14 protein-coding genes are annotated in these 13,383 nt (G+C 54.5%); 10 read left to right on the plus strand and 4 right to left on the minus strand.

The window, feature by feature from the left end:
• The first annotated feature begins 7 nt into the window (after positions 1-7).
• A complete protein-coding gene (locus E4662_RS21865; protein ID WP_136443764.1) occupies positions 8-1,612 on the plus strand; it encodes a GMC family oxidoreductase in 1,605 nt (534 codons plus the stop codon).
• Positions 1,613-1,667: 55 nt separating this feature from the next.
• Here E4662_RS21865 and E4662_RS21870 read toward each other — a convergent pair whose 3' ends face one another.
• The gene (locus tag E4662_RS21870; protein ID WP_136443765.1) at positions 1,668-2,486 is read right to left on the minus strand and encodes an aldo/keto reductase; all 819 of its coding nucleotides are present in this window, start codon (positions 2,484-2,486) and stop codon (positions 1,668-1,670) included.
• Positions 2,487-2,609: 123 nt separating this feature from the next.
• On the opposite strand from E4662_RS21870, the gene E4662_RS21875 reads away from it, so the two are divergent.
• From E4662_RS21875 to E4662_RS21895, 5 genes are all read left to right on the plus strand, one after another.
• Positions 2,610-4,190 carry an acyl CoA:acetate/3-ketoacid CoA transferase gene (locus E4662_RS21875; RefSeq protein WP_136443766.1) on the plus strand — a complete coding sequence of 527 codons (1,581 nt, stop codon included), beginning with the start codon at positions 2,610-2,612 and terminating at the stop codon, positions 4,188-4,190.
• Positions 4,187-4,975, plus strand: a complete 789-nt coding sequence (locus E4662_RS21880) for an enoyl-CoA hydratase/isomerase family protein (RefSeq protein ID WP_136443767.1) — start codon at positions 4,187-4,189, stop codon at positions 4,973-4,975. The genes E4662_RS21875 and E4662_RS21880 overlap by 4 nt, the downstream gene beginning before the upstream one ends.
• A complete protein-coding gene (locus tag E4662_RS21885; protein ID WP_136443768.1) occupies positions 4,972-5,283 on the plus strand; it encodes a Dabb family protein in 312 nt (103 codons plus the stop codon). Before E4662_RS21880 ends, E4662_RS21885 begins: the two co-directional genes overlap by 4 nt.
• The gene (locus E4662_RS21890; protein WP_136443769.1) at positions 5,283-6,581 is read left to right on the plus strand and encodes a glycerate kinase type-2 family protein; all 1,299 of its coding nucleotides are present in this window, start codon (positions 5,283-5,285) and stop codon (positions 6,579-6,581) included. The genes E4662_RS21885 and E4662_RS21890 overlap by 1 nt, the downstream gene beginning before the upstream one ends.
• Before the next feature lie 69 nt (positions 6,582-6,650).
• Positions 6,651-6,842, plus strand: a complete 192-nt coding sequence (locus tag E4662_RS21895; RefSeq protein ID WP_136443770.1) for a hypothetical protein — start codon at positions 6,651-6,653, stop codon at positions 6,840-6,842.
• 38 nt (positions 6,843-6,880) lie between these two features.
• Here E4662_RS21895 and E4662_RS21900 read toward each other — a convergent pair whose 3' ends face one another.
• Together E4662_RS21900 and E4662_RS21905 are read right to left on the minus strand one after the other, a co-directional pair.
• Positions 6,881-7,336, minus strand: a complete 456-nt coding sequence (locus E4662_RS21900) for a MaoC family dehydratase (RefSeq protein WP_240705286.1) — start codon at positions 7,334-7,336, stop codon at positions 6,881-6,883.
• On the minus strand, positions 7,333-8,346 hold the full coding sequence (locus E4662_RS21905) for an aldo/keto reductase (protein WP_136443771.1): 1,014 nt from the start codon (positions 8,344-8,346) through the stop codon (positions 7,333-7,335). The genes E4662_RS21900 and E4662_RS21905 overlap by 4 nt, the downstream gene beginning before the upstream one ends.
• A 127-nt stretch (positions 8,347-8,473) precedes the next feature.
• On the opposite strand from E4662_RS21905, the gene E4662_RS21910 reads away from it, so the two are divergent.
• The 4 genes from E4662_RS21910 to E4662_RS21925 are packed head-to-tail and all read left to right on the plus strand — an operon-like array spanning position 8,474 to position 12,410.
• Positions 8,474-9,619 carry an acyl-CoA dehydrogenase family protein gene (locus E4662_RS21910; protein WP_136443772.1) on the plus strand — a complete coding sequence of 382 codons (1,146 nt, stop codon included), beginning with the start codon at positions 8,474-8,476 and terminating at the stop codon, positions 9,617-9,619.
• Complete coding sequence (locus E4662_RS21915; protein WP_240705287.1) at positions 9,616-10,386, plus strand: 3-ketoacyl-ACP reductase; 771 nt, start codon at positions 9,616-9,618, stop codon at positions 10,384-10,386. Before E4662_RS21910 ends, E4662_RS21915 begins: the two co-directional genes overlap by 4 nt.
• Positions 10,387-10,397: 11 nt before the next feature.
• On the plus strand, positions 10,398-11,546 hold the full coding sequence (locus E4662_RS21920; RefSeq protein WP_136443773.1) for a dihydrodipicolinate synthase family protein: 1,149 nt from the start codon (positions 10,398-10,400) through the stop codon (positions 11,544-11,546).
• Positions 11,547-11,549: 3 nt separating this feature from the next.
• Positions 11,550-12,410: a sugar phosphate isomerase/epimerase family protein gene (locus tag E4662_RS21925; protein ID WP_136443774.1), complete on the plus strand. Its 861-nt coding sequence runs from the start codon at positions 11,550-11,552 to the stop codon at positions 12,408-12,410.
• Between the two features lie 31 nt (positions 12,411-12,441).
• On the opposite strand, the gene E4662_RS21930 is transcribed toward E4662_RS21925, so the two are convergent.
• Entirely contained in the window at positions 12,442-13,371 is a 930-nt protein-coding gene (locus E4662_RS21930; protein WP_136443775.1) for a LysR family transcriptional regulator, read from the minus strand.
• Between the last annotated feature and the right edge of the window lie 12 nt (positions 13,372-13,383).

Genomic DNA, 13,383 nt, shown 5'->3' on the forward strand with positions numbered 1-13,383 from the left:
GGGCATCATGGCCGAAGGATACGACTACATTATCGTTGGAGGAGGCTCATCAGGTTGTGTCTTGGCGAACCGCCTGACAGAGGATGCGTCTTGCCGGGTGCTATTGCTCGAAGCGGGCGGCAAAGACAGCCATCCTTTGATACACATGCCGGTTGGTTTCGCCAAAATGACAACCGGGCCACACACTTGGGGGCTGGTCACTGCGCCACAAAAGCATGCCAATGATAGGGAAATTCCTTATGCACAAGCGCGCGTCATTGGCGGCGGGTCATCCATCAATGCTGAGGTCTTCACGCGAGGCAACCCAGCTGACTATGATCGTTGGGCGCAAGATGAGGGCTGCGACGGATGGTCATTCGAGGAGATTAAGAAGTACTTTCTAAAGTCGGAAGGGAACACTTTTCTCGCAGGAGACTGGCACGGCACTGACGGTGAACTGGGCGTCTCGAATGTGCCCCAACCACAGCAGATGACACGAGCCTTCGTTCAGGCATGTCAACAGCGAGGCATACCCTACAATCCTGATTTCAATGGTGCGCTGCAGGAAGGGTCAGGCGTTTACCAAACCAACACAAAGAACGGCAAACGCTGTTCGGCAGCAGTCGGATATCTACGTCCTGCAATGAAGCGATCCAACCTAACCGTCAAGACAGGGTGCCAGGTCAACCGCATTGTCATTGAAAAGGGACGCGCCACCGGCGTGGACTATGAAGACAAGTCCGGCCGGCACAGGGTTCAGGCCACCACCGAGGTGCTCCTGACTTCGGGTGCTATCGGTAGTCCGAAAGCCATGATGCTCTCCGGGCTCGGACCTGCTGCACATTTACGGGAGCACGGAATTGATGTCGTACAAGACCTACCAGGTGTCGGTGAAAATCTGAACGATCACTTTGGTGTGGACATCGTTGCAGAACTAACCGGACACCAAAGCCTCGACAAATATGGAAAACCCCACTGGATGGTTTGGGCAGGGGCTCAATACTATTTGTTCGGAACTGGGCCGGTGACGTCCAACGTCGTTGAAGGTGGTGCGTTCTGGTACGCGGATCAGTCCCACCCTGTGCCCGATCTGCAATTTCACTTCCTGGCCGGAGCCGGGGCCGAGGCCGGTGTCCCTAGCGTGCCAAGAGGGTCCTCGGGGATCACACTGAACAGCTATACTTTGCGTCCCAAGGCGCGCGGTACGGTCAAGTTGAGCTCGGCAGATCCTGCGGCGCTGCCGATTGTCGATCCAAACTTCCTAGGACACCCTGATGATCTCAAGACATCTGTGGAAGGGGTCAAGATCAGTCGCGAGATCTTCGAGCAGGCAGCACTCCAAAAGCACATTCGCAAGATCCGCTTTCCGGATGAAAGTGTCCGGACACAGTCCGATTACGAAGCCTACACCCGGCAATACGGGCGCACGTCATACCACCCAACCTGCACATGTAAGATGGGCGCAGACACAGACTCTATGGCAGTCGTTGATCCGCAACTGCGCGTACGTGGCGTTGACGGGCTTCGAATTTGCGACAGTAGCACCATGCCAAGCCTTGTTGGCTCCAACACAAATGCCCCAACGATTATGATCGGCGAAAAAGCGGCCGACATGATCCGGGGAAATCGCTGACGTCCTCTTCCTCCCTGTCAGCACTTGGGCGGCGCTTGCGCCGCCCATTTTTTTATCAGTCGAAGTCTGGGGCGTAGGGTACCAGGTCTTTCCCAACGATACGATATCCTGTCGCAGTCATCTCTTCGATGCGGTCCATATCGATCGATGACAAAGTGAAATCCATCACCTCGAAATTTGCTTTGATATTCGCTGGGTTGGTGGACATCGTATTGATGCTGACTCCTTTCTGAAGGATCCAACGAAGCACGACTTGTGCAGCGCTCTTTCCATATCCAACGCCGATCTCGCCAAAGATCGCATGTTTGAACACCTCTCCACGAGCCACAGAGCAGTAGGACGCCAAAGAGATACCCGTCTCTGTTGCCGCCGCAAGCAGTACGTCCTGATTGAGTAAAGGATGGAATTCGACCTGGTTCGTCACGATCGGCGCGTCCACCATGGTTTTGGCATCGCGCATCATTTGCGCGGTGTAGTTGGATACACCAATGTTCTTTGTTAGCCCTTGATCAAGAGCCTTCTGCAGCAGGTTCAGCGACAACTCGATGTCGCCGCCAGGTGTCGGCCAGTGCAGCAAAAGAACGTCTGCTTGGTCGATTTGCAGCTTGCGCAAGCTTTCTTCGACCGAAGGAACAAACCTTTCTTCGCTGAAGTTGGCGATGTCTACCTTTGTCGTGATGCAAAGCTCGTCACGCGGCAATCCGGTTGCCTTGATGGCTGCCCCGGTATCGGCTTCGTTTTCATACATCTGTGCCGTGTCAAAGGACCGGTAGCCAACCTCCGCTGCCACTTGAACCGCAGCATGCAGTTCTTGGCCCTTCAGTGGAAAGGTTCCAAAGCTACGTTGGTAGGTCTTCTCAAAATAGATTGTCACCGTGCATTCTCCCTGATCTGCACCGACGCCTTGCAGTTGTTGGGTGCAAACATCGGCCTTGATTGAATCCTAACTTCGCTGCATATTACAAATAACCAGTTAGTTACAACGAGGCAACACAAGATGTCCAAAGTCGCAACCGCCGAGGAGGCCGTCAGCCGCATCAATGACGATTCCATTATTGCTGTGAATTCGTCTAGCGGTTTGTGTTGCCCAGATGCGGTCTTGGCAGCCTTGGGTGAGCGATTTGATCGAGAGGGTGCCCCGCGAAATCTAACATCGATACATCCTATTGCTGCCGGCGATATGTTTGGCACACCTGGCGTCGATCATATTGCGAAACCGGGTATGCTGACCAAGATCATCGGCGGATCTTACCCGTCAGGACCGACCAAGGCCGAACCACCGAAGATCTGGCAGATGATCACCGCGGAGCAAATCAAGGCCTACAACGTCCCTGCCGGAATAATCTTTGATATTCTGCGGGAAGGTGCCGCCAAGCGACCCGGTGTCTTGACGAAGGTGGGACTCAAAACCTTCGTTGATCCGGATTGGGAAGCTTGCGCGATGAACGAAGCCGCGAAGAAGGAGCCAATCGTATCCCATCGCGATTTCGATGGTGAAGAATGGTTGTTTTTTCCGTCGATCTGTCCTGACGTCGCTATCATCCGCGCGACAACAGCAGACGAACGCGGAAATCTGAGCTTTGAACATGAAGGCGCTTACCTGGGTGCCATGGAGATGGCACTGGCCGCGCGCAACGCCGGCGGCCTGGTAATTGCTCAGGTCAAGAGAGTCGCTCAGAATGGCTCAATCCGACCGCATGATGTCCGAGTTCCCGGCATTCTTGTCGATTTTGTCGTGGAGGCCCCCGAGCAGCTTCAGACGACAGCGACCCAGTACGATCCGGCAATTTCCGGCGAATTGATCCGGCCTCTACAGACATTCCGGAATGCTGAATTCAATGTCGGAAAAGTCATTGCACGCCGTGTCGCCCAAGAGCTGCGGGATGGCTGGGCTGTGAACATCGGTTTCGGCATTTCTGCCAATGTCCCGCGCATTCTTGTTGAAGAGGACCTGCATGGTTCGGTCACTTGGATGATCGAACAAGGGGCGGTCGGCGGTGTGCCATTGCTCGATTTCAAATTTGGCTGCTCAGCCAATGCCGAAGCCTTTGTCGCCTCGCCGCATCAATTTACCTACTTTCAAGCCGGTGGCTTTGACGCCTCATTGTTGTCATTCCTTGAAGTTGGCAAAGACGGCTCAGTCAATGTCTCACGGTTGCGAGGAGTCCCGCATCGTACGGCCGGAGCAGGGGGCTTCGTCGACATCACAGCGCGAGCTCGCAAAATCGTTTTTTCGGGCAATTTCAATGCTGGAGCCAAGATGGAAATCCAGGATGGTCGCTTGATCATCCACAAAGAAGGAAAGGTCGCGAAGTTTGTGGAAGAAGTCGACCAGGTGTCATTTTCTGGAGCGCGTGCACAAGAGCTAGGCCAGGACGTGACATATGTGACCGAGCGCTGTGTCATCCAATTGCTTGAAGGTGAACTTGTCGTCACTGAAATCGCTCCTGGGTTGGATCTTCAGCGCGACGTACTGGATCAAGCGGCCACAGAGCTAAGAGTTTCGGACAACCTCAAAACTATGGATTCGGGCTTGTTCTCCCCCGAAGTAATGCAGCTCGCGTTGAAAAAAGCATGACTAACGACGGCGCGCTCTCGCTGGAGGTTTCAGACAGCATTGGCATCCTGAGGTTAGAGCGCGAAGCCAAACGGAATGCGCTCGATACCACGATGATGAACGAGCTCGCAGCACGTTGCAGAGAGATTGAGCATCGAGATGACATCTCAGTGCTTATTGTCACTGGAACCGGGAGCTCTTTTTGTGCGGGCGGCGACATCGACGCGTGGAGTGGCAACACTCCCCTTGAGTTTGCGCGCCACTGGGTTCGCGATGGTCACGAAAGTTTTGATCGTCTGGCACGCCTTCGCCAACCTGTGATCGCGGCAATCAATGGGCACGTGCTCGGCGGAGGTCTAGAACTTGCTGCTTGTGCTGACTACCGCATTGCCGAAGAACAGGTAAAGGTCGGACAGCCTGAAGCTGGTCTTGGCATCATTGCTGGTTGGTCCGGAACACAGCGTACAGTAAGACGATTTGGTGCACAGCTCGTGCGTCGCATGGCACTTTTTGGCGAAGTGCTATCTGCCGAGCATGCGCTTGACAAAGGCATCGTCGACCAAGTGGTGGGACAAGGCGAAGCACTTGAGGGTGCGAAGTCACTGGCCGCATCAGTTCTAAAACGCGGTCCGCTGGCATCTGAACTGACCAAAATGCTAATCAATGCTGCTGAAGGAGAAGAGCGCGAGCGTGTACTCGAGGCTTTGGCAGGACATATCGCGGCGGCAAGCGAAGAGCTGACAGAGGGCATAAGTGCCTTCCGAGAAAAACGCCCGCCAGTATTCAAAAACGAGGAAGACTCATGATCCGCCATCTTGTTCATTTGCGATTCCGCAACGATATCAACACGAACCAGAAACAAGCTCTCTATGAGCGGCTTAATGGGCTTGTGGCCCGCATCGACGGCGTTCTGGACTTCCAGCATAGGGAGAATGTTTCCGTGGAAACCCCCTTGGTGCGCGGTTTTTTAGACATGTTCTGGTTCGATTTTCGGGATGCTGATACGCGAGATTCCTATCTTGTTGACGCAGAGCACCAGGCGATTGGCGCCGATATCGTTGCATGCCTTGAAGGTGAAGCGGAGGGTGTCTTTGTTTGTGACATCGAGCTGTGATGACGCCTGAAGATAGGTCCTTTTTGGTTTCCCTGTTCGATGCGGCCGTAGCCGCCGCTGATCCAAAGGAGGCGCTCCGCGCCCACCTTCCCGATCGGCCGAAGGGACGTACAGTTGTAATCGGGGCAGGGAAGGGTGCTGCTCAATTGGCTTCTGCCTTCGAGGACCTTTGGAATGACACTCTGGAAGGCGTTGTGGTCACCCGATACGGTTATGCTATGCCCTGCCGCCACATCCGAGTTTTGGAAGCCGCGCACCCGGTTCCTGATGAGGCGGGGTTGCGGGCGAGCGACGCATTGTTGCAGGCCGTGTCCGGTCTGACCGAGGACGATCTCGTCGTTGCCTTGATATGCGGCGGAGGCTCTTCACTGCTGCCCGCGCCGCCCGCTGGTTTAAGCTTGCAGGATGAGCAATTGCTGAATTCCGCACTCTTGAAGTCCGGCGCGCCCATCGGGGTTATGAATGCGATCCGCAAACATGTAAGCCGCATCAAAGGGGGGAGACTTGCAGCCGCTGCCTTTCCGGCGCGTGTTGTAAGCTTGGTGGTTTCCGATGTCCCAGGAGACAACCCGGCTGAAGTGGCGTCAGGGCCGACTGCCCCGTCAGCGATAGCCCTCGAAGAAGCAAGGGCATTGATTGTAAACCATCGCATCGAACTACCTGAGCGCATCCTATCCCATCTGGAAAGTGATTTGGCCCGGGCGCCTTCGCCGGATGACGCAATCTTCGCGCGCACGGAAACAAAGGTGATCGCTTCCGGGTGCCTTTCTCTTGAAGCCGCGAAGCACGAAGCGGAGCGTCGGGGCATTCCGGCGGTAATCCTCTCGGCCGCGATCGAGGGTGAGGCGCGCGATATCGGCCTAATGCACGCTGCGATTGCCCGTGAAGTTGCGGGCCGAAACCGCCCCGTCGCAGCGCCCGTAGTGTTGTTATCTGGTGGTGAAACCACCGTTACAATCCGCGATTCTGGAGGGCGAGGTGGGCGCAACAGTGAATTCCTGCTCTCCTTTGCCTCGGCCATTGCAGAGGTGGCTGGCGTAACGGCGCTTGCGGCCGACACCGACGGCATTGATGGATCCGAAGATAACGCCGGTGCCTTTGCGGATAGCAATAGTGCGACACGAATGAGGGCCGCTGGAGTGGACCCACTAGAGGCACTTGCAAGTCACGATTCCTGGGGCGCTTTCGATGCGATTGGTGAACTCTTTGTACCCGGCCCAACCGGCACCAACGTGAATGATTTTAGGGCAATCTTGATCCAAAAAGTCCTGAAGACAGAGGCACAGGCCGGCGACTGATATGATCGACACTACAGGAAGACCATTGCATTTGCGAACAGCCGTTTGGTTCAAAAGGGATTGGAATCCATGAAGACAAAGACCGATAAAGAACTGAGTGAAGCCAATCAGGTTTCAACGGCTTCACTCGGATGCTTGTACTTTGCAGGTCTTCTTGCGCTGACCATTCTTTTTGTATTTCGCGATCAAATTGCGATTGCAAATGGGGAAAGCGCGACCGCGCCATCAGCAGATTTCACCAGACTCTTGATGTTTCATTAGGGTGTCTGGCTCTCCTGACACATGAATTTTGAACGGACTCAGACGTAGATCATCAACTCATTGGTTCCACGCTGAACGGTCGCCCCTGACTGGTTTCGCACCTCGAAATCTAATGTTGCAATGCCACGGTCACCGTCTGATGTCCGCCGTAAAGCGGCAACTCTTATGGTGGCGAAAATGGTGTCATCGGCAAGCACAGGTGCCGAGAAGGTCCAATTCCAACCAAGGGATGCGATCGCGGAAAACTGAGCAGGCGCCTGGTTCTTGAGACCATCAACTAAAGACAGCACGAGCAATCCATGGGCAACCCGGTTGGAAAAGCCATGCCTTTGCGCAGCAAGAGCATTCATATGAATCTCAAACCGATCACCGGTCAGTTCAGCGAATGCGTCGATTTCCCGTGTGGTTACCTGGCGGGAGCCGATTTCTATGATGTCGCCGACACACAGATTGGCCAGGCCATACCGGCCTGGCTTTAGTATGCGACCGCTCAAGGTGTTGGAGCGTCTTCGCGCAACAGACCTTGCGATTTCAGTTTCGCCCAGAATTCACTTGGGATTGGATGACTGAACCAACGCAAGTTTTGCTGCAGCTGTTCTACAGTTCGGGTTCCCGCCATAAAGGTGGGAACCGCCGGGTGCGCTACTACAAATTGCAGCGCGGCTGCTGGAAGTGGTACATCGTAGTCGGCACAAACTGCCTCGATCTTGCGGACCCTGTCCATTATGTCGGCAGGGGCAGGGGCATAGTTGTATTTAGCACCTTCTTTCGCACCGGTTGCCAATATGCCCGAATTGAACCCGCCTCCCACGACCACCGCGGCTCCACGCTCTTCACAAAGCGGCAGAAATTCATTCAAGGCATCCTGCTCGAGGAGCGTGTAGCGACCTGCCAACAGGAAGCAGTCAAAATCGCGCTGTTGCAGAGCAGCGTGACAGACTTCCCACTCATTCACGCCGACGCCGATAGCTTTGACGACACCCTGATCCCGCAAGTCAGAAAGGGCCTTCCAGGCACCATCCATGGCTTGCTTAAAGACCTCAGGCTGCTCGTCGCCGCGGGTAAAGACGTCAATGTCATGAATGAAACAGATATCCATCCGCTCAAGATTCATTCGCTGCAAGCTGTCTTCGAAACTACGCATGGTTCCATCATAGCTGTAGTCAAAGTGCATGGTAAAACGACCGGCATTCGTCCAGGGTGCGTAGTCGATGTCGGCCTTGCGCGCTGGCTTCAAAATGCGACCGACTTTGGACGAGAGAATGAAGTCGTCACGGTCTTTCCAACGCAGAGAATGACCAGTTCGTAGCTCGGACAGACCATGGCCGTACATTGGCGCGGTGTCAAAATACCGAACACCCTGCGACCAGGCTTCCTGGATCATCGCATCCGATGTTTCCTCATCGATCTCACGAAAAATATTGCCGATGGGCGCCGTTCCGAAGCCGAAGGGGCTCACCTCCAGATCAACGCGTCCGAATTTCACCTTGCTGTCCGGCTGCATGCCATCCTCCCTAAAGTAACCACTTAGTTATTTAGGCATAGCGAGGGTCACAAATCAACCCTTATGAACCCTTGACCAAGCCTTAGACTGCACTTACAAGTAACTAACCGGTTACGTAGGAGGCGATATGTTCATTACCGAAACGCATCAGCAGGTTCGCGAGATGACGCGTCAATTTGCAGAGGATGTCATCCGCCCTGTCGCAGAAGATCTTGATCGTGAAGAGCGCTTTCCAGGTGAGATCTATGACCAAATGGGCGAATTGGGACTATTTGGAATTGGGGTTCCGGAAAACATGGGAGGTCCAGGCTTCGATACCGTAACCTATGCGTTGGTTATGGAGGAACTGTCGCGGGGCTATGCAAGCGTTGCTGACCAGTGCGGGTTGGTTGAACTCTTATCAACACTCCTCGTCAAACATGGCACTGATGGCCAACGCAAAAACTGGCTGTCGGGCCTGCTTACAGCGAAGCTGAGGGGAGCGTATTGCATCACCGAACCCGAAGCCGGCACAGATGTCTCAGGAATCCGCACTATCGCCAAAAAGGATGGTGATGATTGGATTCTCAACGGGGGAAAAATCTGGATTCACAATGCACCCGTTGCCGACGTTGGTTTCGTTCTCGCGCGAACGGATCCGGAAGCAGGGCATCGGGGCATGTCGATTTTCATCGTCGATTTGCATGCGGAAGGTGTCTCGCGCGGACCCAAAGAGCACAAAATGGGGCAGCGCGCCAGTCAGGTTGGCGCATTGAACTTTGACGATGTTCGTCTTCCGGCGGACGCCCTGCTGGGGAAAGAAGGCCGTGGGTTTCATATGATGATGAGCGTGCTCGACAAGGGGCGCGTTGGTATTGGAGCGCTGGCTGTGGGCATTGGCCAAGCAGGTCTTGAATCCGCTGTGGAATACGCTCAACAACGCAAGCAATTCAAGAAGCCAATCGCGGAATTCCAAGGTGTTCAGTGGCTACTCGCCGACATTGCCAAGGATGTTGAGGCAGCTCGCTTGCTGGTCCATAGCGCCGCCCAGAAGATCGACAGCGGTGCCGATTCTACAAAATACTGCTCGATGGCAAAGTGCTTTGCAGGCGACATGGCCGTCGCAAGAACGGCAGATGCGGTGCAGGTGTTTGGTGGTTCTGGGTACATTCGGGGGTTTGAGGTCGAACGCCTATATCGTGACGCGAAAATCACCCAAATCTACGAAGGCACCAACCAAATTCAGCGCATGATCATTGCGCGCGAATTGTTGGCCAAAGGTGCCGCGGCATGATTGGGCGTGTTGCTCTTGTTACCGGATCAAGCCGCGGGATAGGGTTGGCCGCTGCTGTTGCCTTGGCCCGTGAAGGGTTCAGTATCGCGGTAAACGGCCCGACAGATGATGATGAATTGAAAGCCGCTGTGGATACCGTAGGTGCCGAAGGCGGCCGCGTCGTTTCAGCACCTTTTGATGTGACTGATCTTTCGTCCCATGACACGGCGCTTGGCAAAATCGAAGACGCGCTCGGCCCGCTGACCACATTGGTCAATAATGCAGGTGTCGGCGTTATGCAGAGGGGCGACCCGCTTGAAGTTTCAGAAGACAGTTACGACCGTTGTCTTGCGGTTAACACGAAGGCAGTCTTCTTTTTGATGCAAGCATTCGCGCGCCGAATCCTGTCGCGAGATCGCGACGCGTCCCTGCCTTACTCCATCGTAAACGTGACCTCTTCCAATGCGGTGGCGGTGGCTGAGCCTCGCTCCGAATATTGCGTTTCGAAAGCCGCAGCCGCGATGGCCTCCAAAGCCTGGGCGGTTCGGCTTGGTCGCGAAAACATATCTGTCTACGACGTGCAGCCTGGGCTGATAGCGACTGAGATGACCAAGCCGGTCATTGAAAGCTATCAGAAACGCGCCGAAGAAGGTCTTTGTCTTACGCCCCGTGTTGGCCAGCCAGAAGATCTTGGAACCGTGATAGCTTCGCTCGCCACCAATCGCATTCCCTACACGACCGGCCAAACGATCTCGGTCGATGGCGGCATGCTTGTCCCCCGCTTCTAAGGATCAAGACCATGAAACTCCAATTGCCCGACACAAACGGTGTGCTGTCTAACTACACGCTTATCGGCACTCCCGTTCGCCCCGCGAAATTGACTGCGAACTCAGCTCGCGTACTCTACTCAGCCGCCCATGTTGTCTCGGATCCTTTCGGAGATCATGACCCAACCGGACCTGCTCATGTCGATTGGGAAAAGACCATGGAGTTTCGCCGATACCTCGCCGGAATGGGTTTGGGTATCGCCGAAGCGATGGACACAGCTCAACGCGGAATGGGTCTGGATTGGAACGGAGCGCTTGAGCTAATCCGCCGAACCAAAGAAGAGCTGCCCGATGCGCTTGTCGCGAACGGTTGCGGCACGGACCACTTGATCCCAACCGAAACCACGACTTTGGACGATGTGCGTCGCGCATATCTCGAACAGGTCGAGGCGATTCAAAAGGTCGGTGGGCGGCTCATTCTAATGGCATCCAGAGCCTTGGCAAAAGTCGCAAAGGGCCCAGAAGACTACATATCCGTCTATCGCGATGTACTTGCTGCCTGTGATGCACCGGTTATTCTTCACTGGCTGGGTGAAATGTTCGATCCGAATTTGGCCGGTTATTGGGGCTCCGGTAATTTCGAACCCGCTTTGGAAACCTGTCTTCAAATCATCGAAGAGAACGCCGCCAAGGTTGACGGAATCAAGGTCTCTCTGCTCGAAGCAGAAAAAGAGATCGTCATGCGGCGGCGCTTGCCAGCAGGTGTGAAAATGTACACTGGGGACGACTTCAACTACCCCGAGTTGATCGAAGGAGATGAGCAGGGATACTCCCACGCGCTCCTGGGTATCTTTGACCCGCTTGCCCCAGCGGCTGCCTACGCTGTCAGCAAACTGAGCGAAGGGGACGCAGAATCTTTCCGCGACACTCTGGATCCGACCGTTCCTCTTGCGCGTCACATCTTCCGAGCACCGACGCAGCACTACAAGACCGGCGTTGTGTTCCTTGCGTGGCTCAACAGTTTTCAAGACCACTTTATCATGCTGAATGGTGCGCAATCGACCAGGTCACTGCCTTACTTCGTTGACTGCTTCAAAATGGCAGACGAATGTGGGCTACTGCGCGACCCTGATACTGCGGCAGATCGCATGGGAAATTTGCTCAAGCTCTATGGAGTTTGAGCCGTGCGAGACTTTTCATCGAACCATTCTGCTCTGGCGCTAAATACTGCTACTCTGGGGCACAACGTTGAAGGTGCCGGCGCAGGCTGGTCGCCTGAACAGGTCATCGATGGGTGTGCCAAACGGGGCTATGGTGGGATTGTTTTCTGGCGCAGGGAACTGGGCAACAACGCCGCAAAGTTGGGCCGACTATCCCGCGAAGCTGGCCTAGAAGTGGTGGGTCTATGCCGATCTCCTTTTCTGACCGGTCCGCTGACGTTGGCGGATGATCAAGCCATCATGGACGATTTCCATCAATCAATTGATGAAGCCGCCGAATTGCAGACGTCCGTTTTGACAATTGTGACTGGTGGTCCAGAGCCTGGAACCAAGGGCATGTCGGAGAGTCAGAAAGTTCTGATTGATCGTGTCGCCCGTGCGGTGCCCTATGCCGCTGAGAGAGGTGTGCGCTTAGCTCTTGAACCTTTAAATCCAGCGATGGCTGGAAATCGGACCTGCCTGATGACCGCGGCTGACGCACTGAACGTCGCAGATGAAATCGGATCAGAAAATGTCGGCATAGCAATCGATGTTTGCCACGTCTGGTGGGATACCACCTTGACCGACACGCTCCTGGGGCGTGCTCAAGGGCGTATTCTAGGATACCACTTGTGCGACTGGCTAGCCGACACCTCTGATATCATGCTGGATCGAGGCATGATGGGCGACGGCGTTGCGGACCTCAAAGCAATTCGATCTGCCGTCGAGGGAACTGGCTATCAAGGGCTTTGTGAGGTCGAAATCTTCTCGGCAAACAACTGGTGGAAGAGGGATCCAGACGAGGTTTTGGACACCATCGTTGAACGGTTCCGAGACTGCTGCTGACAATTCAGGATTAATGGGTCTTGTTTCTAGACTATGCCGCAGTTTCCCCGAATTGCGTGCGACTGGACTCCAGAAGAAACCTTATTGGCTCGAGAAGCATTGCGCTTTCGCGGCAAATCATTCCGGTCCTGACGATGCCCTCAATGCCCTTGATCGGGATTGGTTTTATCCCAAACGCCGCCAGTTCTTGCTCAAATACATCCGGAGCAAAGACCAAATACGGCCCATCCTGACCAATTGCTGCGAGGGTCTCAAAACTCTCGTGTTGGACAGAAAGTCCCTTGTAAGTAAACCGAGGGTGGTTTGTGTATTCCTGGATAATGGCTGCTATGTCGTCCTGCCTTGAAAAACCGATCCAGTCATAATCTTCCAACTGCTTGAAGTCATCAGGTTTCGCTTGATGAATTGGATGTGCCTCATGTGCGTAGAAATTCAGTGCCAAATCGCAAATTGGTGAGAACATAAGCGAAGTGTTGGACGCGCCGGTCGCATCGCCCCCAAAATATAGATCAACCTCGCCAGCTTCGATCAATTTGACAAATTTCACCGCAGACCCGATTTCCAGCGACAGTGAAATCTTGGGATATCGCTTGCAAAAGGCATGCAAGACCCGCGGCATCAGTCTTTGACTCCACACTGGGCCCACACCAATTTTCAGCGCGCCTTGCTCCAGCCTGGAAAGCGCAGTGATTTCCCAAGCAGTGTATTCAAGCTCTCGGTCAAGGATGTTGGTACGCCTGCGCAGGACGTCGCCGAAGGCCGTAGGAACAACACCGCCTTGACGACGTTCGAACAGGATAACACCAAGATGTTCCTCTAGTTGCTTCAAACTTTTGGATAGTGCCGGTTGAGATAGGCCCAGTACCTCTCCGGCCGCACGAATGCTCTTACAGTCATATATTTGTGCGAAGTGCACGAGCTGCCGCGCAAGCAAACCCCTCATTTTGCTACCAATCGTCATTCACCTTGCTTA

This window comes from Pacificoceanicola onchidii (assembly GCF_004804335.1).
Taxonomy (GTDB): Bacteria; Pseudomonadota; Alphaproteobacteria; order Rhodobacterales; family Rhodobacteraceae; genus Pacificoceanicola; species Pacificoceanicola onchidii.